The sequence below is a fragment of the Caulobacter sp. AVps16 genome, assembly GCF_058681455.1.
In genome coordinates this window covers 2,175,351-2,199,660 of the sequence record NZ_CM178739.1, presented here as the reverse complement: position 1 = coordinate 2,199,660, position 24,310 = coordinate 2,175,351, and the positions used below count along the sequence as shown (strand labels likewise).

Here is a 24,310-nt window from a genome sequence, read left to right as displayed (position 1 = left end):
ATGCAAATTATTGCAATGATCCTGACCGGAAATGGCGGGATCATGCGGATAGGGGGAAGCGATGTCTGCCTGGGGATCCCGGCGACTCCGGCTGATCGCCATGGCGGCGGGGTCAGTCATGACGGCGATTGCCGGCGGTGCCGCGGTGGCTGCCCCTGTGTCGGCCGGCTATCTGCAACGCAAGGCTTCCGATGAAGTGATCTACTTCGTCCTGCCTGACCGCTTCGCCAACGGCGATGTCCTCAATGATCGCGGTGGTCTGTCCGGCGGTTCGCTGGTCACGGGCTTCGACCCTGCGCGCGCCGGGTTCTACCATGGTGGCGATCTGAAGGGCCTGACCCAGCGCCTCGACTACATCCAGGGGCTTGGCGCGACGGCGGTCTGGCTGGCCCCCATTTTCCGCAACAAGCCGGTGCAGGGCGCGCCCGGCCGCGAATCGGCAGCCCATCACGGCTACTGGATCACGGACTTCACCGACGTGGATCCGCACTTCGGCACCCGCGCCGAGTTCAAGGCCCTTGTCGATGCCGCCCATGCTCGCGGGATGAAGGTCTATATGGACATCATCGCCAACCACACGGCGGACGTGATCCAGTATCGCGAGTGCCCGGCCAATGACTGCGCCTATCGCAGCAAGGCAGACTATCCCTATTCGACCCGGGGCGGCGTCTCGGGAGCGGCGATCAATAGCGGTTTTGCCGGCGACGGCGTCGGCACGAAGCCGAACTTCGCCCAGCTGACGCGACCGGACTATGCCTATTCCCCCTACGTCCCGGCCTCTGAGAAGACGGTCAAAAAGCCCGACTGGCTCAACGACCCGGCCTACTATCATAACCGCGGCGAAAGCACGTTCGCGGGCGAGAGCTCGCAGCAGGGTGATTTCGCCGGTCTGGACGATCTCTTCACCGAGCACCCCCGCGTGGTTCAAGGCCTGATCGATATCTACGGTCAATGGATCGACGACTTCGGGATCGACGGCTACCGGATCGATACAGCTCGCCATGTCGAGCCGGCCTTCTGGCAGGCCTTCATTCCAGCCATGCAGGCCCGCGCCCGGGCCCGCGGCATCGAGAACTTCCATATCTTCGGCGAAGTGTTCGACACTGATGTTGCCGCCCTGGCCCGCCATACCCGTGTCGACGGCTTTCCGGCCGTGCTGGATTTCGCCGTGCAGTCGGCCATCACCGACATGGTCGCCGGCAAGGCCGGCACAGACCGGCTGGCCCGGGTCTTCGCAGGCGATGTCCTTTACGAAGGCGGTGCGGCGACCGCCCTGCAATTGCCGACCTTCCTGGGCAATCACGACATGGGCCGCTTTGGGTACTTCGTGCTGAAGGCCAATCCGGGGATATCGGATGCCGAACTTCTGGACCGCGTGACCCTTGGCCATGCCTTGATGATGTTCTCGCGCGGCGTGCCGACAATCTATTATGGCGACGAGCAGGGCTTTACGGGCGACGGCGACTATGCCGACAGCCGCGAGGACATGTTCGCCAGCCAGGTCGCCAGCTACAATGACAACCGCCTGGTCGGTACGACTTCGACCGGCCCGTCTGATCGCTTCCGCACTGACGGCGCGCTCTATGGCCGGATCGCCGGCATGGCTGGGATTCGCAAGGGACATCCGGTCCTGCGGTCCGGCCGTCAACTGGTTCGTACCCAGGGTGACAAGCCAGGCCTGCTGGCCTTCTCGCGACTGGCGGACGGGGTCGAGTACCTCGTGGTCTACAATACGGGCTCCGTACCGGTCACAGCCCAGGTCGAGGTCGAGACGTCCTCTGGCCTCTGGCAGTCCGTGCATGGCGTCTGCGCCGGGGCGTCCAGCGCCCCCGGCAGCTATCGGGTCGAGATCGGCCCGCTCGACTACAAAATCTGCGTTTCCAAGGGGCTACAGTGACGGTCAAGGTTCTCTCACGTCCGGCTGTGGAGTCTGCGTTGGACGCCGAATGGTGGCGCGGCGCGGTCATCTACCAGGTCTATCCGCGCAGCTTTGCCGACTCGAACGACGACGGCGTCGGCGACCTGCCGGGCATCACGGCGCATCTCGAGCACATCGCCTCCCTGGGCGTCGACGCCATCTGGCTGTCGCCGTTCTTCAGGTCGCCGATGAAGGACTTCGGATATGACGTGTCCGACTATCTGGATGTGGATCCGATTTTCGGCACGCTCGCCGATTTCGATCGCCTGATCGACAAGGCCCATGCCCTGGGCCTGAAGATCATCATCGATCAGGTGTTTTCGCACACCTCCGACGAACATGCCTGGTTTGAAGCCAGCCGCCAGAGCCGCACCAACCCCCATGCCGACTGGTATGTCTGGGCCGACGCCAAGCCGGACGGGTCTCCGCCCAGCAACTGGCAGTCGGTTTTCGGAGGTCCGGCCTGGACCTGGGATGCCCGGCGCGGCCAGTACTACATGCACAACTTCCTGGCCTCGCAGCCACAGTTGAACGTGCATCTGCCGGCAGTGCAGGACGCTTTGCTGGCGTCAGCCAAGTTCTGGATGGATCGCGGCGTGGACGGTTTCCGCTTCGACGCCATCAATTTCTCGATGCACGACCCCGAGCTCAGGGACAATCCTCCCCTGCCGCCGGGCGGCAAGCGGACCCGGCCGTTCGACTTCCAGGACAAGATCTACAATCAGGGACATGCCGAAATCCCGGCCTTCCTCAGCCGGCTGCGGGCCCTGACCGATGCTCACGGTGGCCGGTTCTCGGTGGCCGAGGTGGGCGGCGATCATGCCGACCGCGAAATGAAGCTGTTCACCGCCGGCGAAGACCGGCTCAACAGCGCCTATGGCTTTCTCTATCTCTATGCGGAGCGGCTGACGTCCGAGATGATCCGCCGGGGCGAGGCCATGTGGCCTGGCGAGCCCGGCGAAGGCTGGCCGTCCTGGACCTTCTCCAATCACGATGCGCCCCGTGCCGTCTCACGCTGGGCGGAGGGCCGCGATCGCAAGGCCTTTGCCGAAATGGCGATGCTGCTGCTGGTGTCCCTGCGCGGCAATGTCTTCGTCTATCAGGGCGAGGAACTGGGCCTGCCCCAGGCCCATGTGCCGTTCGAGCGTCTGGTCGATCCCGAAGCTATCGCCAACTGGCCGCAAACCCTGGGGCGCGATGGTGCCCGCACGCCCATGCCCTGGTTGTCCGCAGCACCGAACGCCGGCTTCTCGGCTGTCGAGCCGTGGCTTCCCGTCGATCCCGTCCATCTGCCGCTGGCCGTGGATGCGCAGGAGGCCGATCCGGCTTCGACCCTGCAATTGGCCCGCCGGCTGATCGCCCTGCGCCGGGCCTATCCCGCCCTGCGGACCGGCAGGTTGGGCTTCGTCGAGACGAATACACCCCTGCTGATCTTCGAACGCGGTGAGGGCGGCCAGGCGCTGCTCTGCGCCTTCAATCTGGGGCAGGAGTCCGTCGCCTGGTCGCTGCCGGAAGGCTGGGTGATGGTCGAGGGGGTCAACCTGGCCCAGGATGGCGTCATGCCGCCTTGCGGTGGACTGCTGGCGCGGCGCGTCTAGTGGGCTGTCTGGTGTCTATCAAAACCCGCTCTCACCGGCGAAAGCCGGGGCCCAGATCCCGCCTGAGCGTCCTGGGATGATGCGCCTTCGGCCTCGGCTCAATTCTACCACCCCTCCGGGTTGGATCGGGGTCCCAGCTTTCGGCGGGATGAGCGGAGAAAACCACGGTCTTGCAGGGTCAGCCCCCGCAGCTCTCGCGGATGATCAGATCAGTGGGAACCCGCTCGGAGCGACTGGCCTTGTCCCCACTGGCGTCGAGCAGCTTGGAGACCATCAGTCGGCCGGCCTTGGCAGTGTCCTGGGCAATGGTGCTGAGGGCCGGGCTGCTGTAGCGGGCGAAGGGCACGTTATCAAAGCCGACCACCGAAACATCGCCGGGCACCGACAGGCCGGCGAGCTTCAGGGCGCGAATGGCCCCCAGGGCGATCAGGTCCGATGCGGCGACCACGCCGTCGAACGGCACGCCGCGATGGATCAGGGAGTCGATCGCGGCCTCAGCGGACTCGACCTCGAAATGGGCCGGGACGATCAGGTCCGGATCGATGCTGAGCTTCTGGTGCTCGAGGGCGTCCAGATAGCCACGATGGCGCTGCATGGCTTCGGGCGCTTCGGTGTCGCCGAGGAAGACGATGCGCTTGCGGCCCAGACGCGCCAGATGCAGCGTCGCCCGGCGTCCACCCATCGGGTTGTCGGAGCCGACCGAGCAGTAGTTCTGGTCCGGAAGCTGAGCGCCCCAGACCACGAAGCGTCCTTCGGTCTCGGAGAGGCGGTTGAAGGCCGCGTGCAGCGAGCTTTGCCCCAGGAAGATCACGCCCTCGGCCCGGCTGGTGGTCATGGCCACCGACAGGTCCTCGAAATTGGCCGGCGCGATATGGCTGAGCAGGACGTCGCAACCCCGTTCGCTGGCCGCTTCGCCGACTCCGGCCAGCAGTTCCAGGAAGAAGGGGTCGGACATGCCGCTGTCGCGGCCCTGGGGGCGGGGAACCACGATAGCGATCGTCGCCTCGGCTCCGATCGGGCCCGCAGGCATGTAGCGGCGGAACGGGTAGTCCATCTCGCGCGCCAGCTTCCAGATCGCCTGCTTGGTGCGCTTGTTGACGGCCGGACTGTCGTTCAGGGCCCGCGAGGCGGTCGAGATCGAGACGCCAGCCATCTTGGCGAGGTCTTCAAGTCGGGTGACGCCCTTGCTCATGCGGGGGACTCATCGCCTGCAAAATTTGCCGCAAAAGTTTTCATAAGCCCCTTTAGGCCTCGCCAGCCCAGCTTGGCAAGTCCGGGCCGGGCCCCGAGTCACGGAGTGTTCTGATGCTGTTTCGACTGGCCCTGGCGGCCTGGCTTCTCGTCATTGCGCCCGCCGTTGCGGCTCCATCCGTCAAGCTCGAGTCGCCCGACAAGGTGCTGTCGGTCGAGGTGACCACCGATGGCGATGGCCGCCCCAGCTATGCGATCAGCCGCCTCGGCAAGCCCGTGATTGCGCCATCCCGTCTGGGCTTCATTCTGGTCGATGCGCCGAAGCTGGAGAGGAACCTGACCCTGGCCGGCGAGGCGACCCGGCGCTTCGACGAGACCTGGGAGCAGCCTTGGGGTGAGCGGCGCTTCGTGCGCAATCGCTACAATGAACTGCGCGTGACCCTGGCCGAGAAGAACGGCCTGCAGCGCCGGTTCGACGTGGTGTTCCGGCTCTATGATGATGGTGTCGGCTTCCGCTACGAGTTCCCCGATCAGACCAATCTCAAGACCGTGAAGATCGGCGAGGAACTGACCGAGTTCAGCCTGGCCGAGCCGGCGACGGTCTGGTGGATCCCCGCCTATGAATGGAACCGTGAGGAATACCTCTATCACCGCACGCGGGCGGAGGAGGTCGGTGACGCCCAGACCCCGATGACGGTCCGAACCGACAATGGCCTCCACATCGCCTTTCATGAAGCGGCGCTGGTCGACTATTCCGGCATGAACCTGACTCGTGTCGAGGGGCGGCGCTTCAAGGCCGCCCTGACGCCGGGCGTGGGCGGGGCCAAGGTCGAGCGCACCGCGCCGTTCCCGACCCCCTGGCGGACCCTGCAGATCGCCGACACGGCCGGCGGGCTGGTGACCTCCAACCTGATCCTCAATCTGAATGAGCCCAATGCCCTGGGTGACGTCTCCTGGGTCAAGCCGATGAAATATGTCGGTGTCTGGTGGGAGATGCACCTCGACAGGAAGACCTGGGCCTCGGGGCCAAAGCACGGGGCCACGACGGAGAATGCCCTCAAGCACATCGATTTCGCGGCCAGGCATGGTCTCGGTGGTGTGCTGGTCGAGGGCTGGAATGTCGGTTGGGACGGCGACTGGTTCGGCAACGGCCAGGACTTCAGCTTCACCCAGCCCTATCCGGATTTCGACCTCAAGCGGGTCACGGACTACGCGCGCGACAAGGGCGTCGTGTTGATCGGGCACCACGAAACCTCGGCCAACGCCGCCCACTATGAAAGCCAGATGGAGGCCGGGTTCGACCTTTACAAAAAGCTCGGCGTCACCGCCGTGAAGACCGGCTATGTCGCCGATGCGGGTCAGGCCAAGGTGATGGGCCTGGACGGCAAGGTTCACTTCGCCTGGCACGAGGGCCAGGACATGGCGCGCCACCACCTGAAGGTCGTCACCGAAGCCGCCGAACGCCAGATCGCCATCAATGCCCATGAGCCCATCAAGGACACCGGCCTGCGCCGCACCTATCCCAACTGGATCTCGCGGGAAGGCGCGCGCGGCATGGAGTTCAGCGCCTGGGGCCAGCCCGGCAATCCGCCCGAGCACGAGACCAACCTGATCTTCACCCGCATGCTGGCCGGCCCGATGGACTATACGCCCGGCATCTTCGGCATGAAGACCAAGTCCCCCGACGGCGTCGCCACCACCTGGGCCAAGCAACTGGCGCTGTATGTCACGATCTACAGCCCCATCCAGATGGCCGCCGATCTGCTGGAGAACTATGAGGTCAATCCCAAGCCCTTCAAGTTCATCGAGGACGTGCCGACCGACTGGGCCGAGACCCTGGTCCTGAACGGCGAGATCGGCGATTTCGTCACTATCGTCCGCAAGGATCGCAAGAGCGACGACTGGTATCTGGGCGCGATCAGCGACGAGGAGGGGCGGGTGCTGACGGCATCTCTGGGCTTCCTGGAGCCCGGTCGGCGCTACAAGGCCCAGATCTATCGCGATGGCGACAAGGCCGACTGGAAGACGGCGCCGCAGGATATCGTCATCGAGGAGCGCGAGGTGACCGCAACGGATGTCCTGACCCTGCGTTTGGCACCTGGAGGCGGTCAGGCGATCCGCTTCATGGCGGCCAGCAAGGGCAAGCCGCGCCAGTAGGGTGCCCCCCGGACTTCCCGACTGGAGACGGGAAGTCCGGGCGATGCGATGCAAATTTATGAGAATTTTTGCAGTTTGCGCCGGGATCCGGAGGCGGGGAGCCCTGGCTTGAACCACAAGAGGCGTTGACGGCAACCTCGATTGCGCTTGAAAAGCCTCGCAGTATGGGAATTCTCGATTGCGCGGGGCAGGGTGCCGTGCGCAAATATGCAGACTGACGACTTATGAAAAAACTTGCGCATCATCGGCACGAACCGGTGGGCGGGTGGGGAAGCGGATGACCAAGGCCAAGCTGAGTTTCTTCCAGATCTGGAACATGTGCTTTGGATTCTTCGGGATCCAGATCGGCTTTGGTCTGCAGAACGCCAATACCAGCCGAATCTTCCAGACCCTGGGCGTCGATGTGAACCATCTGGCGATCCTGTGGATTGCCGCACCGGCGACAGGCCTCCTGGTCCAACCCATCATCGGTCACTTCAGCGACAAGACCTGGGGAAGGCTGGGTCGCCGCCGGCCCTACTTCTTCTGGGGCGCGATCCTGACGACGGCCGCCCTGGTGGTCATGCCCAACTCGCCCACCCTGTGGATAGCGGCCGCGGCGCTCTGGATCATGGACGCCTCGATCAACATCACCATGGAGCCGTTCCGGGCCTTCGTCGGCGACAACCTGCCCGATGAGCAGCGCTCGACCGGCTATGCCATGCAGAGCTTTTTCATCGGCCTGGGCGCGGTTCTGGCCTCGGCCCTGCCCTGGATGCTGACCAACTGGTTCCACATCGCCAATACCGCGCCGGCCGGCGAGATCCCGGACTCCGTGCGCATCGCCTTCTACGCCGGCGGGGCCGGCCTGCTGCTGTCGGTGCTCTGGACGGTGTTCACGACCCGCGAATACAGCCCCGAGCAGTTGGCGGCCTTCGAGGTCGCGGCCAAGGGAGAAGCGGCGGTCAAAGCGGCTGAAGCACCCGAAGGCGGGTCCTTCGGGCTGATCGGTGGCCTGGGTCTTGCGTCCGGTATTGCTCTGGCAGCCCTGGTCTTTGCCACCGGCCTGGAGAAGGAGCTCTATGTTCTGGCCGGCCTGCTCGGCGGTTTTGGCCTGGCCTGTCTCGCTGCCGGCGCTCTGAAGGGGCGGGGCGGTGGCTTCTCCGAAGTGATGGGCGACTTCATGGCCATGCCGACCACCATGCGCCAGCTGGCGGTGGTGCAGTTCTTCTCGTGGTTTGGCCTGTTTGCCATGTGGATCTACACCACGCCGGCCGTGGCGGCCTTCCACTTCCATGCGACCGACGCCAGCTCGAAGGCCTATAACGAGGGCGCTGACTGGGTCGGGATCCTGTTCGCCGTCTATAATGGCGTTGCCGCCCTGGCCGCCCTTTTGATCCCGTTCATGGTCCAGGCCACCAATCGCCGGGTCAGCCATGCGGTCTGCCTGGTCCTGGGCGCGCTGGGCCTGCTGTCGTTCCTGCTGATCCGCGAGCCGGGCCTGCTTTGGATCGGCATGATTGGTGTCGGTTTCGCCTGGAGCTCGATCCTGTCGGCACCCTATTCGATCCTGGCTGGGGCGCTGCCGGCCCGGAAGATGGGCGTCTTCATGGGCATCTTCAATTTCTTCATCGTCATCCCCCAGCTGCTGGCTGCCACCGTGCTGGGCCTGCTGCTGAAGACCTTTTTCGACGGTCAGGCGATCTATGCCCTGGTGCTCGGGGCGGCGGCTTTCCTCGCGGCCGCCGTCGCCGTATTCGCCGTCACGGATCCGGACGAAGCCAGGTCTAAGGCCGGCTGATGGACCGTCGTCACTTCCTGACCTTGACCGCAGGCGGGCTGTTGACGGCCGGAGCCAGCCAGGCCCGGGCGCTGTCCAGCGGCCGGCTGGTCGAGTATCCCGCCTTCGCGTCAAAGCACGTGGATGCCCGTCGCGTGACCGTATGGCTGCCGGAGGGCTATGACGCCTCGGCCGAGCCCTTCGGCGTGCTCTACATGCACGATGGGCAGAACCTGTTCGAAACCACCCACGCCCCTTTCGGCGAATGGGGCGTGGATGAAGTCCTGTCGGGGATGATGGCGCGCGGCGAGGCGCCCCGAACCCTGGTGGTCGGGGTCTGGAACACCCCGAAGCGCTATGTCGAATACGGCCCGGCCGCCCTGGTGGATGCCGTGCCAGAGCCGACGCGCTCCGTCCTGAAGGCCCAGGCCAGGGCTCCCCTGGAATCGGACGCTTACCTGGCCTTCCTCGTCGAGGAGCTCAAGCCGTTCATCGACCGGACCTATCGCACGCGGCCTGGCCGTGAGCACACCAGCCTGATGGGCTCCAGCATGGGCGGTCTGATCTCGCTCTATGGCGGACTGACCTATCCCGAGGTGTTCGGTGCGGTGGGTTGCGTCTCGACCCATTGGCCGCTCGGCAGTGGCGAAGGGCCCGGGGTCAGTCGCGACCAGTGGCGAGCCGATGTCCTGAGCGGGCTGACCACCTATCTGGAGCGGACCCTGCCGAAGCCGGCAGGGACGCGGTTCTATTTCGATCACGGCGACCAGAACCTCGATTCCAACTACGCGCCCTATCAGGCCCGGGTGGATGCGATCTTTGCCGCCAGGGGCTATCGGCGTGGGCGGGATGTCGAAAGCCTGGCCTTCCCGGGTGCCGATCACAACGAGCCGTCCTGGAACCGTCGCCTCTCCATTCCGCTCAAGTTCCTGCTCAATGCCCCCGCCGTTTCGGCGGCCCCCTGACACACACCGTCCCATCGTTTCGTGAGATCCCCAGCATGCGTTCCGTAAAGATCCTCGCCCTCGCCACGACCGCGGTTTCGATGCTGGCGGGTGCCGCTGCGGCTCAGTCGGCCCCCGGCGCGCCCGGCGCGCCCTCAACCTGGGCCTATGCGGCCAAGACCGGGGTCGGTGCCTCTTACGAGGCCTATGTCAACGGGGCCTACAAGGACGGCGGCCCTACGGGTACGGTGTCCAAGGTCTGGTTCTCGATCGCCGACGGCGTCCTGACCGAGACCATGTACGGCCTGATCCACCAGGCCCAGATCAAGCAGCTGCGGTTTGCGGTCCAGACCTCGACGGGCCTCGCCATCGAGGGACCGGATACGGTCGCCAAGACCGAATACCTGCACGTGGACGCCGCCGGTCGTCCGCTGTCGCCGGCCTACAAGATCACCACCACTGACCGGCAGGGCCGCTTTGTCATCGAGAAGCGGATCTTCACTGACGGCGACCGCCAGAGCCTGTTCATGCGGGTCACGGTGCGGGCCCTGAAGGGGTCGGTCACGCCCTATCTGCTGCTTGAACCCCATATGGCCAATACCGGGGCCAATGACGCCGGTGCGGCCACCCGGACGACCCTGACGGCCAATGAAGGATCGACCTTCCTGACCTTGAAGGGCTCCAAGCCCTTCGCCGCCGCCAGTGCGGGCTTCATCGGGACCTCGGATGGTCTCACCGACCTGAAAGCCGATGGAAAGCTGGACGCCCTCTATGCCGACACCGGAGCCGCGCGCGGTGCGATCCTGCTGACCGGCCAGCTGCCCGCCACCGACAAGGCGATCACGGTCGACTATGCGATCGGCTTTGGCCCGACAGCCGCCGCCAGCGCCGCCTCGGCGGAGGGCTCGCTGAAGACCGGCTATGACAAGGTCCTGGCCCGTTACAATGGCCAGGGCTCTGCGGTCGGCTGGGAGGACTATCTGGCCTCGCTGACCGAACTGCCGCGCCTGCGCGAAGCGGCGATGGACGGCGGCAAGCTGGTCCAGGCCAGCGCCCTGATGCTGAAGGTGCAGGAGGACCGCACCTATGCCGGGGCCCTGATCGCCTCGCTGTCCAACCCCTGGGGCGACACGGTCGACGCCAGCAAGCCCTCGACCGGCTACAAGGCCGTCTGGCCACGCGACTTCTACCAGTGCGCCATGGCCCTGGCGGCGCTGGGCGATATCCAGACGCCCCTGGCGGCTTTCCACTACCTGCCCACGGTCCAGGTCGGTCCCAAGACCAAGGGCAATACCGGTGCGGGTGGCTGGTTCGCGCAGAAGTCCGAAGTGGATGGCACGCCCGAATGGGTCGGGGTCCAGCTGGACCAGACCGCCATGCCGATCATGCTGGGCTGGAAACTGTGGAAGCAGGGCTGGCTGCCCGAGGCCGAGCTGAAGGCCTATTATGCCAGCATGATCAAGCCGGCGGCAGACTTCCTGGTCGATGGCGGCAAGGTCGGTCTGGGTTGGAACACCGCGACCATCACGCCCCCCTTCACCCAGCAGGAGCGCTGGGAGGAACAGGCCGGCCATTCTCCCTCGACCACGGCAGCCGTGATCGCGGGCCTGGTTGTGGCGGGCGACATCGCCGAAGCCTCCGGCGACGCAGCCTCGGCCGTGCGCTACCGCGCCACGGCCGACGCCTATTCGGCCAAGGTCGAGAGCCTGATGGTCACGCGCAAGGGCTCGCTCGGCGACGGCCACTATTTCCTGCGGCTCAACAGCGATCAGGATCCGGACAACAAGAGCCCGGTCGAGGTGCGCAATGGCCAGGAGGCCGTGGCGGAGGACAAGATGCTGGACGCCGGCTTCCTGGAGCTGGTGCGGTATGGCGTCCGGCAGGCGGACGATCCGGCCGTGCTGGCCAGCCTGCCCGAACTGGATGACGAGGCCCTGCAGGACCTCTACCGGGTGCGCTACAGCTTCAGCTTTCCCGGCGTGGACGGCACCTTCCCGGGCTGGCGGCGCTATGGCGTCGACGGCTATGGCGAAGACACGGCCACGGGGGCCAATTACGGGGCCGGCGACCAAATGCGCCCGGGACAGCGCGGCCGGGTCTGGCCGATCTTCACCGGCGAGCGCGGCCACTACGAGATCGCCCGCATAACCTTGCGCGGAAAGCCCGCGCCGGGGGCCCTCGAGCCCGTGCGCCAGACCTATGTGAAAGCGATGGAGCTCTTCGCCAATGACGGCCTGCTGATCCCCGAACAGGTTTGGGACGGCGTCGGGACCGCGCCGGACCGTGGCTATGTGCGCGGTGAGGGGACGGACTCGGCCACACCCCTGGCCTGGTCGCATGCCGAATACATCAAGCTCCTGCGCTCGGTCGCCGACGGTGTGGTCTGGGACAGCTACCAGCCCGTAAAGGCGCGCTTTGCCCTACCCAGGCCCTGAGGCCCCGATTTGAGGGGCTCAAGGTGTCGCACCTCTCGCGGGTTAACGCCGGATTAGGATTCGTTAGCGATGACTAGTCGACGCCTCTTGCGTCCGGAGGTTCGAGTATGTCCGCGTTTCGCCGTCTGACGATCGCCTGGAAGCTCATCCTGGTCGCAGGCCTCGCTATCGGGTTGCTGCTGATCGCAGCCGCTGTGGCGGTCACGTCTCACACCAGCAGCATCGTCTCGAGCCTGACCAACCAGTACGCCGGCGCGGTGGCCGACGAGGCCATCGAGCAGGTCCGCAACGACATCAACTCCGCCGCCGCTGCGGCCGGGGCCATGCGCGGCTCGATCGCCTCGGCCCATGAGGCGGGACTGGTCGAGCGCGACAAGTTCACGGCCCTCGTCAAGCCGAACGCCCTGGTCACCAAGAGCGTCATGGGGGCCTGGTTTATGGCCGAGCCGAACGCTCTGGATGGGCGGGACGCCGATTTCATCGGCAACCAGGCCATGGCGTCCAACAAGGACGGTCGGTTCTCGGTCTACTGGGTCAATCAGAACGGCGCGCCGGCTCTGGAACTTCAGGCGGACGGGTCGGACTTTGCTGAAGCCTACTACAAGGACACCGTCAGTTCCGGAAAGCCGAACCTCACTGAGCCCTATTTTGACACCGTGGCAGGCGCTGAGGTCGCCATGTCTTCGATCGCGCTTCCCGTCACGTCGGGCGGCAAGCTGATCGGCGTCGCCGGTCTGGATATGTCGCTGGACAATCTCTCGGCGGCCCTTGGAGCTCTGAAGCCGCTCAAGGGTGGCCGGGTCATGCTGGTCTCGGCCGGCGGCCAGTGGGTGGCCCACCCCGATGCCGGCCTGCGCATGAAGGCCTATGGCGACGAAGGTGCAGAGGCCGTGCGCGGCGTCCTGGCCGGCGGCAAGGCTCTGGAAATCAAGGGGATCAAGGCCGGCGATGTGCCGATGATCCGTATTGTCCGCCCGATCGCCATGCCGGCCCTCAACACCACCTGGGCCCTGATCATGGATGTGCCCGTCGCCGCCATCACCGGACCGGCCGACACCCTGGCCCACATCCTGTTTATCGGCGGGGGTCTGATCACCGTCGCTGTCCTGGCCGCGCTGTTCTTCGCCAGCACGACCCTGGTTCGCGCACCCCTGGCCGGCCTGACCCGTTCGGTCGACAGCCTGAGCGCGGGCCGTTACGACCAGCCGGTGGCCGGTGTCGCCGGCGGGGACGAGATCGGTGCCATCGCGCGCGCTCTGGAAGGCTTCCGGCACGACCTGGCCGACGGCCAGCGCCGGCGAGCCGAGCAGGAATCCGAGCGGGCTGTCGCCGAGGCTGCGCGTTTGCGGCATGAAGCCGAAGCCCAGGCCTTTGCCCGGTCGCAGGCCACGGCCGTTGCGGCCCTCGGCGAGGGCATGGAAAAGCTGGCCGATGGGGATCTGATCTGGCGGATGCGCGAGGACAGCTTCGCCGCTGATGCCCGCAAGATGCCGAACGACTTCAATGCCGCCGTGGAAAGCCTGCAGGCGACCATGGCCGGCATCCTCAACGCGGCTCGCAGCATCCGCGCTGGTTGCGCCGAGATCAGCAAGGCCTCGGATGACCTGGCCCAGCGGACCGAACGCGGTGCGGCAGGCTTGGAGCAGACCGCCGCCGCGCTCGACCAGATCACCTCCACCGTCAAGCGCAGCTCCGAAGGGGCTGAGCGGGCTCGCCAGGTGACCCAGAGCGCCAAGGCCAATGCCGAGCGCAGTGGCGCGGTGGTCAAGGAAGCCGTCCAGGCCATGGGCGGGATCGAGAAATCCTCGCGCGAAATCACCAACATCATCGGCGTGATCGACGAGATCGCCTTCCAGACCAATCTGCTGGCCCTGAATGCCGGGGTCGAAGCGGCGCGGGCCGGCGAAGCCGGTCGCGGCTTCGCGGTCGTCGCTCAGGAAGTCCGGGCCCTGGCCCAGCGCTCCGCCGACGCCGCCAAGGAGATCAAGTCCCTGATCGGCGCTTCGACCGAGCAGGTGGGCAAGGGTGTGCGTCTGGTCGGCGAGACCGGTGAGACCCTTGAACAGATCCTGGTTCAGGTCGCGGAAATAAACGACCTGGTCGGCGAGATTGCTGCCTCGTCCAAGGAACAGGCCGTGGGCCTGGCCGAGGTCAATCAGGCGGTCAATCAGATGGACCAGGTTACCCAGCAGAATGCGGCCATGGTCGAGCAGTCGACGGCCGCCAGCCATGCCCTGGCCAGCGAGGCTGCCGAGCTGGAGCGCCTTGTCGGACGCTTTAAGGTAGGCGCCGAGGTTCGTGAAATGCGGTCTCCGGTTGCGGCCCCGCGCCCGACCGCCGCCCCGTCCCGCGAAAGCTTCCGCCAGCGCTATGTACAGGGGGCCAACGCCCTGAAGGTCGAGCCCTCGTCGCGTCCCGGCGAATGGGAAGAGTTCTAGGGTCCTTTCCGCCCTGATGGCTGCATGAGGGCAGGCGGCGCTGGAGGCGGAACGCGGGCTGACGGAAACTTTTCGAGGCCAGTGATTTCACTTCGCCTCGATGGATAGCGGTCGCCCGGGGGAAGATGGTCACCCCGTCGCGGATCATCACGACGAGCCGCTTCAGGCCTGCAACTGCCTCCCTTGTTTCTGGAAGAGACCCTTGTCAGGGATGTGGCGGGCAACTGGCGGGCCGGTGGCGCAAGCCTGACGTGGCGCCGGGGTCGTCCTTGGGGTTTCCCTCAGACCTCTGATAGCCAGGGCGTGGGAGCCAAGAATGTTCTTCAAGACGGATACGGCAAAGATCAAGCGCTGGCGTGAGGAGCGTCACTGGTCCCAGGAGCACCTCGCCCAATTGGCCGGCGTAGGCCTGCGGACGCTGCAGCGGATCGAGAACGGACAGAAGGCCTCGGGCGAAACGCTCAAGGCGCTGGCGAACGCCTTCAACGTCGATGTCGTCGCCCTGTGCGTTGACCCAGAGATCGAGGCTGCGCAGATCGTCCAGAGCCGTCAGAAGAAGGTTGTCCGGGACCTGCGTCTGTCCTTCTGGATCCACGGAGCCTGCTACGTCGTCGTGGCCGCCGTCTTCATCACCATCAGCGTTGGGCTCGGTGCCTTCGTCATGAAGTGGTCCCTGATGTGGGTGACCGTCGCTCTGCTAGGCCACGGCGCGGTGCTCGCCATCGTCGAATTGGTCGTGCGCAATGACGGACAGCGCGACTATGGATCGTGACCGCTGGGTGAGGCCTGTCGCCCTAGTCGAGACAGTCCTCCCCCATCGGCATGGCCGCCGCCGCCCCCTTCAGGGGGAGGGCCTGGGAGCGAGCCCGTGTCCGCCAGGCCCCTCGCAATCGCCCGCGAAAGCGCTATATCCCCGCCATGGCTGAAGCTTTCAACGACAAAACCCTCGCCGCCGACAAGGCTGTTCGCTACGCCGAAGTAGCCGCCGAGATCGCCTCGGTGCTGGACGGCGAACCCAATGTCACGGCCCGTATGGCGACGGTGACCTCGATGCTGGCCAACAGCTTCGATCACTATTTCTGGACCGGCTTCTATGTAGTCGATCCGACCCGCGAGCGGGAGCTGGTCGTCGGCCCCTATCAGGGGACCCTGGGTTGCCTGCGGATCGCCTTCGGCCGCGGCGTCTGCGGCGCGGCGGCCCAGAGCGGACAGACCCAGCTGGTCGCCGATGTCCATGCCTTCCCGGGCCATATCGCCTGCGATAGCCGGTCCCAGAGCGAGATCGTCCTGCCGGTCTTTGACCGGGCCGGGCAATTGATCGCCGTTCTGGATGTCGACTCCGACAGGCCCGCAGCCTTTGATGCTGTTGATCAACAGGGCCTGGAGCGGATCCTCAAGTCCACCTTCGGGTAAACTGGCGCAACGGTTGCAGCCTGTTCTCCATCATTCCCTAACCGCTTCGGTTTAGGACAGGTGGAACATGCTCAACGTCCTGAACCTGCATCCCAGCCTTCTGTCGCCCGAGGATATAGCCTTGTGGCGCAGCATGGCTGCCGCTGAACCGGCCTTTGCCAGCCCTCTGCTGGGGCCGGATTTCGCCCTGGCTGTCGGACTTGTCCGCGAAGATGCGCGGGTTGCGGTCATCCGTCAGAGTGAGGCCACGGTCGGCTTTCTGCCGCATCATCGCCGCCCGGGTCGGATGGCGCGCGCGATCGGATCGCCGCTGTCGGACTATCACGGCATCATCACCCATCGCACCCCAGGGTTCACGGCGGAAGACGTCCTGCGCGCCGCCGATCTGGGCGTGTTCCGGTTCACCGGCCTGGTCGATCCCTACGGCCTGTTCGGCGGGCTGGGCGAGCCCCAGGCGGCGTTCGTGATCGCGCCGGAAGGGCCTGTTGACGACTATCTGGAGGCCGTGCGGTCGGCCAGCCCCAAGAAGATCAAGAATTACCGCCGGCTGGACCACAAGCTTGAGCGCGAGAAGGGCGAGGTTCGCCTGGTTGCGCCCGACCGGTCGCGGGACTCCTTTGACCAGCTGATTACCTGGAAGCGGGAACAGCTGCAGCGCACGGGCCTGCATGATTTCCTCCGCCCGGCCTGGACCAGCGGCCTGCTCAGCGACCTGTTTGAGCGTCAGGACGGCGACTTCCAGGGCCTGATGATCGGGCTCTATGCTGGCGACGATCTGGTCGCGGGGCATTTCGGCGTGCGGCTGGGCGGCGTCTATCATCCCTGGATCGCCTCGACCCATCCGGACTATGGGGCCTGGTCGCCGGGGCAGCTGTTCTTCCTGAGAGCGATCGCGGCCATGCCGGCCCTCGGCCTGACCCATTATGATCTTGCTCCGGGCCATGACCACTACAAGCGGGCCTATGCCCTGACCCAGACGGTGGCCCTCAACGGTTCCGTCACCGCACCCGGCATGGGGGGGCTGGTGGCCAGTTCCGTCGAAGGGGCCTGGACCCTGGCCGGTGGGCGCGGATCAGGCGTGGTCGCCCGGCTGCGTCGCCGGGTGGACACTATTGCCAGTGTCGAACTGACCGTCGCCGGCCGCATGCGGGGTCTGGTCGATGCGGTCGCCGGACAATCGCGCCGTCGCGTCGGCGCGTCCGAGGGCGGCTGACCGTGCAGGTGACGGTGATGATCCCGACCCAGAGACGGCTCGGCGGTCTTGCCGTGGCCGTGCGCTCGGTTCTGGCCCAGCAGGCGGTGGATTTCGCTGCGCTGGAGATCATCGTCGTAGACAATGACCAGGCCCCTTCGGCTAAGGCCACGATCGAGGCCTTGGCCGAAGGCGCGGCCTGTCCGCTGCACTATGTGCACGAGCCCCGCGCCGGGGTGGCCAATGCCCGCAATGCCGGCATGGCCAGGGCGACGGGCGACTTCATTGCCTTTCTGGATGATGACGAAGAGGCCCCGGCGGGCTGGCTGGCTGCCTTGCTGGCGGCACAAGTCCGTTACAGCGCCGATGTGGTGTTCGGACCGGTTAGAGCCCGGGCCCCTGACAGCGTGGCCGCCCATCGCGACTATCTGGAGCGTTTCTTCTCGCGCCTCGGCCCGGCCGAAGCGGGCGTCATCGATCACTATTACGGCTGCGGCGACAGTCTGCTGCGCCGCTCGGCCCTGCCGGATCCGGTGTCGCCCTTTGCCGCCGAGCGCAATCAGATCGGCGGCGAGGATGACATGTTGTTTGGCCAGATGCAGGCCGCCGGCGCGGTCTTCGCCTGGGAACCCGCCGCCTGGGTCTGGGAAGATCCGGTGCCGGACCGCCTGACCCTGGACTACACGATCGCCCGCGCCTTTGCCTATGGCCAGGGCCCCTCGGCCCACTGCGCCGCCGCCAGCCCGCCTGACAGGGTCGGCGTGGCCCGCTGGATGGCCATTGGCCTGGCCCAGGCCGCTGTGTTCGGGGCCGTGGCCGGGCTGAAGTGGCTGACCCGCGCCCGCGACCGCGCCGATTGGCTTGACAAGGCCGCGCGTGGCCTCGGCAAGACCCTGTGGTGGGGCCCCTTCAAGATCCAATTCTATGGACGGACGGCATGACGATCATCCGCGACTGGACGCCGGACAAGGCCGGGGCCTTCGGCCAGGAGAACCTGGTCTTCGACCATGGCCTGCATGAGCGTCCCATGTTCGACGACGAGGGCTTGGCGCGACTGCTGGACCAGTATCCCCGCGAGCAACTGGGGGTTTTCACCATGGGTGAGGATCCCAAGGCCTGGACGACCTGGCGCAAGGGATCGGCCGGCAATCTGACCGGTGACCAGTTGCTGGAAGCGGCCCAGACTGGCCGCATCTGGCTGAACCTGCGCCACACCAATGACTACCTGCCGGACTATGCAGCCCTGGGCGACGAGATCTTCGCCGAGAAGCAGGCGAAGGTTCCCGGCCTGCGCACCTTCAAGCGTGACCTCGGCATGCTGATCAGCTCGGCCAACGCCCAGGTGTTCTACCATCTGGACGTGCCGCTGGTGTCGCTGTGGCAGCTGCGCGGGCAGAAGAAGGTCTGGGTCTATCCGGTCGCCGACCCCTATGTCGGCGAGCTGGATCTCGAGAAGATCGTGCTGAAGGAAACCGCCGAGCAGTTCGCCTTTGATCCTGATTGGGACAAGGGGGCTACGGCCTATGACCTGACGCCGGGCAAGATGGTCACCTGGCGGCAGAACGCGCCTCACCGCATCGAGAACGGACCGATGCTGAACGTGTCCCTGTCGATCGAGTTCATGACGCCGGCCGCCCTGATGCGGGCCAATGTCATCTATGCCAATGGCGTTCTGCGCCGCCGCATCGGGGCCAGGCCGCGGATTCAGAACGGCTTTGGTCCTGCGGCGCTCACCAAGCTGGCCGTCGCCCGGGGCGCCAAGGCCCTGAAGCTGCAGACACCGCATGTGCGTCACCTGCCGGTCACTTTTGGCCTGGATGCCGGACAGCCCGGCGTTCTCGTCGAGGGAATGTCCGCCTAGCGCTTGCTCCCGCCGACGCTTCATCGCAGAACACGTCGATGAGTCAGGCAGTCACGATTGAACTGGGCGAGGGGGCGGAACACGATGCCCGCGCCCTGCGGAATGCCTTCGGGTGCTTCACCACCGGCGTGACGGTGGTCACGACCGTGGAGGCCGATGGCCGCCGGATTGGGCTGACGGCCAATTCTTTCACCTCGGTTTCGCTGGATCCGCCTCTGGCGCTGATCTGTGTCGACCTGAAATCCAGCAGCCTCGCGGCCCTGGACCAGGCGGGGGTCTTTGCCGTCAATGTTCTGCCAGCCGAGCAGCAGGACGTCGCCAACCAGTTCGTGCGCAAGGGAGTCGACCGGTTCGCAGGGCTGGAGACCGAGGTCTGGCGTACCGGGGCCCCGATCCTGCCGGATTGCATGGCCAATTTCGAATGCGAGACCCATCACGTCTTCGATGCCGGCGATCACCGCGTCTATGTCGGTCGGGTCGTGAAGCTGCGCTATGATCCCGATCACGAACCGCTGGTCTATCTGCAGGGCCGGTTCCGGCGGGTTCACGTCGACGCGGAATAGTCTGGCAGGATTTCGCGCGATACGGCGTGATCTCGGGATGCTATCGACGCGCAAAACAAGATCCAGGGAGCGCTTCATGCGAGACATCGCCCATTTCGTGAACGGTCAGACCTTCGTGGGTGCCTCCGGGCGCTTCGGCGATGTGTTCAATCCCAATACCGGTGAAGTTCAGGCGCGGGTGCAGCTGGCGACCGATGCCGAGCTCGATGCTGCGGTTCAGGCCGCTGCCCGGGCCCAGATCGGCTGGGCCATGACCAATCCCCAGCGTCGCGCGCGGGTCATGTTCGAGTTCAAGCGCCTGATCGAGCGCGACATGAACAGCCTGGCTGAGATCCTCTCCTCCGAGCACGGCAAGGTCATTGCCGATTCCAAGGGCGATATCCAGCGTGGCCTGGAAGTGATCGAGTTCGCCTGCGGCATCCCCCACATCCTGAAGGGCGAATATACCGAAGGGGCCGGACCGGGCATCGACGTCTATTCGATGCGCCAGCCCTTGGGCGTTTGCGCGGGTATCACCCCGTTCAACTTCCCGGCCATGATCCCGATGTGGATGTTCGGCATCAGCATCGCCGTCGGCAACACCTTCATCCTCAAGCCGTCGGAAAAGGATCCGACCGTGCCAGTGAAACTGGCCGAGCTGATGATGGAAGCGGGCGCGCCCGAGGGTGTTCTGAACGTGGTGCATGGCGACAAGAGCGTGGTCGACGCCATCCTGACCCATCCGCTTATCCGTGCCGTCAGCTTTGTCGGCTCGTCCGATATCGCCCACTATGTCTACCAGACGGGTACGGCGCACGGAAAGCGCGTCCAGGCCATGGGCGGGGCCAAGAACCACGGCATCGTCCTGCCCGACGCCGACCTCGACCAGGTGGTCAAGGACCTCTCAGGGGCCGCCTTCGGCTCGGCCGGCGAGCGCTGCATGGCCCTGCCGGTTGTCGTGCCGGTGGGCAAGGCGACGGCCGACGAACTGCGCGAGCGCATGGTCGCCGAAATCCAGACCCTGCAGGTCGGCGTCTCCAGTGACCCGGCGGCCCATTATGGCCCCGTGGTCTCCAGCCAGCATCGCGCCAAGATTGCCGACTACATCCAGATCGGCGTCGACGAGGGCGCGGAACTGGTGGTCGATGGTCGGGACTTCTCGCTGCAGGGCTTCGAGAAGGGCTTCTTCATTGGTCCGTCGCTGTTTGATGGCGTCAAGAAGGGCATGAAGACCTACCAGGAAGAGATCTTTGGTCCCGTTCTGCAGATCGTCCGGGCCGAGAGCTTCGAGGAGGCGCTGAGCCTGCCGTCCGAGCACCAGTACGGCAACGGCGTCGCCATCTTTACCCGCAACGGCCGCGCGGCCCGCGAATTTGCCAGCCGGGTCAATGTCGGCATGGTGGGCATCAATGTGCCGATCCCGGTGCCGGTGGCCTATCACACCTTCGGTGGCTGGAAGCGTTCGGCCTTCGGCGACACCAACCAGCACGGTGTCGAGGGCGTGAAGTTCTATACCAAGGTCAAGACCATCACGGCCCGCTGGCCCGAAGGCGAGGTCGAGGATTCGGCCTTCGTCATCCCGACGATGAAATAGGCCAAGGCCAGTCAGGGCTCAGGGCAGGGAGACAAGACATGCTGTTCAGGCCCTCAGCCCTTCTCGCTGCCCTTGCCCTGGCCCTGGCGGTTTCGACCGCCGGGGTCACCGCTCCGCGGGCACCCGACCTGAAGCCGGTGGGCCAGTATGGCGACGTCTCTGCGCCGGTGACTCTGTTCGAGCGGGATGGGGCACTGTTCCTTGACCGGGCCGGACGCGTCGCTGCCCGTCTCGATCCGGTTGCGCCGGGGCGGTTCAGGGTCGAGGGCGGCGGCGAACTGGTCGTCCGCAAGCGGGCCTTGCAGCTCGACGGTGCTGTTCTGCCCCGCCGGGACTTCGGGGCCGAGGTCGAGGCCGGCATCCGCCGGGGCGTTCGCGCCGATCCGGTGACCCTGCGGACCCGCGCCCTGGCCGCGACACCGCCCGTTGAGACCGCCGACCATCGCCCCGCCGACCTTGTGGACCTGGCCGGCCTCGATCCGACCATCCGTTTTGATATCCGCTATGCCGGCCGCAACAATTTCATGGGCCTGAAGCTCTATGAGCGTCCGGCGGCCTATCTGCAGCGTCCGGCCGCCGAGGCCCTGGGACGGGTACACAGGGCCTTGGCGACCAAGGGCTATGGCCTGCTGATCCATGACGCCTATCGCCCGTGGTTCGTCACATGGATGTTCTGGGAGGCCACTCCGGCCGAGAGCCACAGCTTCGTGGCCGATCCCGCCAAGGGCTCACGTCACAACCGCGGCTGCGCGGTGGACCTGACCCTTTATGATCTGAAGACCGGCAAGGTCGTCGAGATGCCGGGACGGTATGACGAGATGTCGGCACGCTCCTATGCCGATTTCGTGGGCGGCACGACAGCCCAGCGGGCCCGTCGGCAGATCCTGCGCGGGGCCATGGCCGCCGAAGGCTTTGAGGTCCTGCCCGAGGAATGGTGGCACTTCGACTACAAGGACTGGCGGAGCTACGGCATCGGCACGAGGACGTTCACGGAGCTGGCGTCGGGGCACTGAGGTTTTCTGCCGTCCGCCGCAGGCAGGGCGTCCGAATCTCCTCGATCCGCTCCGTCTGCCACCTCTAGTCCTTGAAGAGTGCATGCATGGCGTCGATGGACTCTGGGCCATAGGCAACGGAGCCAACGGGGATCTTGCCGTCGATGGCTTCAATTACCTTCGCGGTCCAGATCGGCCCAAAGCCACCACACAGTTCAAGGAGTTGAATGCCCTCGGCAACCAGTCGCTTTGCGGCTGCCGGACCCTGGGACGCCTTTTCGACGCCAATGGTGATCATCTCAAATGCGCCGGACCGCATGACCAACCGATGCTGAGCAGGCTCCAGACCCGCGCCGGTGACGATGAAGCCGAATTTTGTGAGGGCCATGTGTGCTCGTCCTGCTTTCGGAATAGGCGCAGCGAGCGTTTCTGCGACGCCAGCCTGCCGGAATGCCAAGTCCAGAAATGGCGTTTGGCATGTCGACGAGTTTGCCAAGTCGGGTCAGACCTGAAAAATGCTAATTTGGACAATGTTCAGTCCTAAAAGGCATGAAATGTTGGACCTGAAGCAGTTGAGCTATTTCGTGATCGTGGCGGAGCTGGAGAGCATCAGCCGTGCCTCGGTGGCGTTGAACATCACTCAGTCCCCGCTTAGCCGGCAGATCCAGGATCTGGAGGATCGGCTGCAGCTGAAGTTGTTCGACCGGGTGAAGCAGCGCGTGCGGCTTACAAGCGACGGGCGCAAATTCCTCGTCCAGGCGAAAGCGCTTCTGGAGGCGAGCAATCGATGTGAAGCCGCAGCTGCAGCGCTAGCGGTCGGCCAGGTGGGGCCGCTCAGGGTCGGGTACGTGGACGCTGCCGTCCATGCCGGCCTGGTCACCAGACTCCTCCACGATCTGAGCGTCAGTTCGCCTGCCCTGCGGGTTGAGCTCAGGTCCCTACGTTCAGCAGCGCAGTTGGAGATGTTAGACGACGGACGGATCGATCTTGCGCTGACCCACTCGGTGCCAGCAAGGGCTCCTGAGTTGCTGACCACATACAGGTTGATCGAGGAGCCATTTGTCCTTGCTGTTCCCAGCGGCTGGCGTCCGTCGATCAGGGGACCTGCTGCAGTTGACCTAGCTGAGATGCCCTTCATTGCGCCCCCTGTGGACGAGAGGAACACATGGCGAATGAATGTACTCGACGCCTGTCGCGCCGCCGGGTTCGAACCCGACATTCGGATCGAAGCCTCCAATTTAGCGACTGTACTGGAGCTCGTACGAGGCGGAGTAGGAGCGGCTATCGTCCAGGAGTCCGTTTCCCTTTCGGGGCGGGAAGGCATTCGCTTCTACCCCTTGCCCCCACCGTTCAGGCTTAGACTGGAGATCTACGCCAGCCTGAGAAAGACCGATGAGCGTTCTCAGGTCCTACGCAGTTGGGTTCAGTCTGCCTGCCTCTGATCTCATTGAGAGGCAGGCGCTTACAAGCCGAACAGGCGAAGCCTGTTGCTAGGCCGTTGTGCGAGGCCGCCAAACCAGCACATCCGCTGAATGCCCCACCCCAACCTTGGCGCATATCGTCTTCACGGAACATGACCCGCACTTCGGCCGCTCATCCGGACAGAGCATCTGGCCCAGGCCGCGCTTCAACAGCCAGTGCACCTCGAACAGATCGTCGGCGGTCCAGGTTCCGGGGGCCATCCGCATCAGTGCCTGATAGGTCTCCGTGGCGTCGCCGGGCCCGACCAGCCCGATCCTTTTCGCCACCCGGTGGACATGGGCGTCGACCACGAGCGCGCGCATGGCCAGGGTGCTGAAATTGAGCACGCTGGCGGCAACCTTGATCCCGACCCCCGGCAGGCTCTGCAGCTCCCAACGCGCCTCGTCGACGGTGCGGCCGGAAAGATGGTTGAGCGACAGCCAGCCGACCTTTTGCTGGATCAGCCTCAGGGCGTGGGGCAGGTGACGTGCCTTGTCTTCGGCATGATTGACGTCGCCGAGGGCTTCGAGCACCTCACCCTCTGAGGCCTGGGCCAGGTCCTCCCAGCAGGTGAAGCAGCCACGCAATCGCAGGAAGGCGGCCCAGGAGGTCGCGTCTGGGGTTGCACCGCTGATCGAGGCCTTTACCAGTTGCGAGATCGGATCCATCCGGGCCACGGGCCGCTGTGGACCAAATTCGCAGAGCAGGGCGTCGCGGACGGATTCGAGGGGCGATCGGGACAGGCTTAGGGAGAGCTGCATGGAACCTCGCGCCGGAACATAATGAGAACATTATGTGCGGCGGGTCTGTTTGTC

The 24,310-nt window shown here is 65.4% G+C and carries 19 protein-coding genes; 16 read left to right on the top strand and 3 right to left on the bottom strand.

Translation table 11 applies throughout. From position 1 onward, the window contains the following. Nucleotides 1-61: 61 nt before the first annotated feature. Both ACW17U_RS10605 and ACW17U_RS10600 read left to right on the top strand, forming a co-directional pair. A complete protein-coding gene (locus ACW17U_RS10605; RefSeq protein ID WP_492052359.1) occupies nucleotides 62-1,897 on the top strand; it encodes an alpha-amylase family glycosyl hydrolase in 1,836 nt (611 codons plus the stop codon). Then, nucleotides 1,873-3,516 (top strand): alpha-amylase family glycosyl hydrolase, encoded by a 1,644-nt coding sequence (locus ACW17U_RS10600; RefSeq protein WP_166504324.1) that lies wholly within the window; start codon nucleotides 1,873-1,875, stop codon nucleotides 3,514-3,516. The genes ACW17U_RS10605 and ACW17U_RS10600 overlap by 25 nt, the downstream gene beginning before the upstream one ends. A gap of 178 nt (nucleotides 3,517-3,694) precedes the next feature. On the opposite strand, the gene ACW17U_RS10595 is transcribed toward ACW17U_RS10600, so the two are convergent. Next, nucleotides 3,695-4,708, bottom strand: a complete 1,014-nt coding sequence (locus tag ACW17U_RS10595; RefSeq protein ID WP_062145460.1) for a LacI family DNA-binding transcriptional regulator — start codon at nucleotides 4,706-4,708, stop codon at nucleotides 3,695-3,697. A 113-nt stretch (nucleotides 4,709-4,821) separates the two neighbouring features. Between ACW17U_RS10595 and ACW17U_RS10590 the strand changes: the two genes are divergently transcribed. From ACW17U_RS10590 to ACW17U_RS10530, 13 genes are all read left to right on the top strand, one after another. Then, the gene (locus tag ACW17U_RS10590; protein ID WP_492052358.1) at nucleotides 4,822-6,864 is read left to right on the top strand and encodes a glycoside hydrolase family 97 protein; all 2,043 of its coding nucleotides are present in this window, start codon (nucleotides 4,822-4,824) and stop codon (nucleotides 6,862-6,864) included. Between the two features lie 277 nt (nucleotides 6,865-7,141). Then, nucleotides 7,142-8,644 carry an MFS transporter gene (locus ACW17U_RS10585; RefSeq protein ID WP_492052357.1) on the top strand — a complete coding sequence of 501 codons (1,503 nt, stop codon included), beginning with the start codon at nucleotides 7,142-7,144 and terminating at the stop codon, nucleotides 8,642-8,644. Beyond that, nucleotides 8,644-9,588, top strand: a complete 945-nt coding sequence (locus ACW17U_RS10580; protein WP_492052356.1) for an alpha/beta hydrolase — start codon at nucleotides 8,644-8,646, stop codon at nucleotides 9,586-9,588. The genes ACW17U_RS10585 and ACW17U_RS10580 overlap by 1 nt, the downstream gene beginning before the upstream one ends. Nucleotides 9,589-9,623: 35 nt before the next feature. Then, nucleotides 9,624-12,002 (top strand): glucan 1,4-alpha-glucosidase, encoded by a 2,379-nt coding sequence (locus ACW17U_RS10575; protein WP_492052355.1) that lies wholly within the window; start codon nucleotides 9,624-9,626, stop codon nucleotides 12,000-12,002. Nucleotides 12,003-12,109: 107 nt separating this feature from the next. Next, nucleotides 12,110-14,440, top strand: coding sequence for a methyl-accepting chemotaxis protein (locus ACW17U_RS10570; protein ID WP_492052354.1), 2,331 nt, complete (start codon nucleotides 12,110-12,112; stop codon nucleotides 14,438-14,440). 316 nt (nucleotides 14,441-14,756) lie between these two features. Further along, nucleotides 14,757-15,212 (top strand): helix-turn-helix domain-containing protein, encoded by a 456-nt coding sequence (locus ACW17U_RS10565; protein ID WP_492052353.1) that lies wholly within the window; start codon nucleotides 14,757-14,759, stop codon nucleotides 15,210-15,212. A 146-nt stretch (nucleotides 15,213-15,358) separates the two neighbouring features. Then, complete coding sequence (locus ACW17U_RS10560; protein ID WP_492052352.1) at nucleotides 15,359-15,853, top strand: GAF domain-containing protein; 495 nt, start codon at nucleotides 15,359-15,361, stop codon at nucleotides 15,851-15,853. Between the two features lie 67 nt (nucleotides 15,854-15,920). After that, on the top strand, nucleotides 15,921-17,066 hold the full coding sequence (locus tag ACW17U_RS10555; protein WP_492052351.1) for a GNAT family N-acetyltransferase: 1,146 nt from the start codon (nucleotides 15,921-15,923) through the stop codon (nucleotides 17,064-17,066). Between the two features lie 17 nt (nucleotides 17,067-17,083). Then, on the top strand, nucleotides 17,084-17,986 hold the full coding sequence (locus ACW17U_RS10550) for a glycosyltransferase family 2 protein (protein WP_492052350.1): 903 nt from the start codon (nucleotides 17,084-17,086) through the stop codon (nucleotides 17,984-17,986). Then, on the top strand, nucleotides 17,941-18,906 hold the full coding sequence (locus ACW17U_RS10545; RefSeq protein WP_492052349.1) for a hypothetical protein: 966 nt from the start codon (nucleotides 17,941-17,943) through the stop codon (nucleotides 18,904-18,906). The genes ACW17U_RS10550 and ACW17U_RS10545 overlap by 46 nt, the downstream gene beginning before the upstream one ends. A gap of 38 nt (nucleotides 18,907-18,944) precedes the next feature. Continuing rightward, nucleotides 18,945-19,469 carry a flavin reductase family protein gene (locus ACW17U_RS10540; RefSeq protein WP_062145483.1) on the top strand — a complete coding sequence of 175 codons (525 nt, stop codon included), beginning with the start codon at nucleotides 18,945-18,947 and terminating at the stop codon, nucleotides 19,467-19,469. A 76-nt stretch (nucleotides 19,470-19,545) separates the two neighbouring features. Then, complete coding sequence (locus ACW17U_RS10535; protein WP_492052348.1) at nucleotides 19,546-21,042, top strand: CoA-acylating methylmalonate-semialdehyde dehydrogenase; 1,497 nt, start codon at nucleotides 19,546-19,548, stop codon at nucleotides 21,040-21,042. 38 nt (nucleotides 21,043-21,080) lie between these two features. Continuing rightward, a complete protein-coding gene (locus ACW17U_RS10530) occupies nucleotides 21,081-22,055 on the top strand; it encodes a M15 family metallopeptidase (protein WP_492052347.1) in 975 nt (324 codons plus the stop codon). A gap of 64 nt (nucleotides 22,056-22,119) precedes the next feature. On the opposite strand, the gene ACW17U_RS10525 is transcribed toward ACW17U_RS10530, so the two are convergent. Then, nucleotides 22,120-22,422 carry a DUF6506 family protein gene (locus tag ACW17U_RS10525; RefSeq protein ID WP_492052346.1) on the bottom strand — a complete coding sequence of 101 codons (303 nt, stop codon included), beginning with the start codon at nucleotides 22,420-22,422 and terminating at the stop codon, nucleotides 22,120-22,122. Between the two features lie 166 nt (nucleotides 22,423-22,588). On the opposite strand from ACW17U_RS10525, the gene ACW17U_RS10520 reads away from it, so the two are divergent. Continuing rightward, nucleotides 22,589-23,476: a LysR family transcriptional regulator gene (locus tag ACW17U_RS10520; protein ID WP_492052345.1), complete on the top strand. Its 888-nt coding sequence runs from the start codon at nucleotides 22,589-22,591 to the stop codon at nucleotides 23,474-23,476. Between the two features lie 48 nt (nucleotides 23,477-23,524). Here ACW17U_RS10520 and ACW17U_RS10515 read toward each other — a convergent pair whose 3' ends face one another. Continuing rightward, a complete protein-coding gene (locus ACW17U_RS10515; RefSeq protein ID WP_492052344.1) occupies nucleotides 23,525-24,256 on the bottom strand; it encodes an endonuclease III domain-containing protein in 732 nt (243 codons plus the stop codon). Nucleotides 24,257-24,310 lie beyond the last annotated feature (54 nt).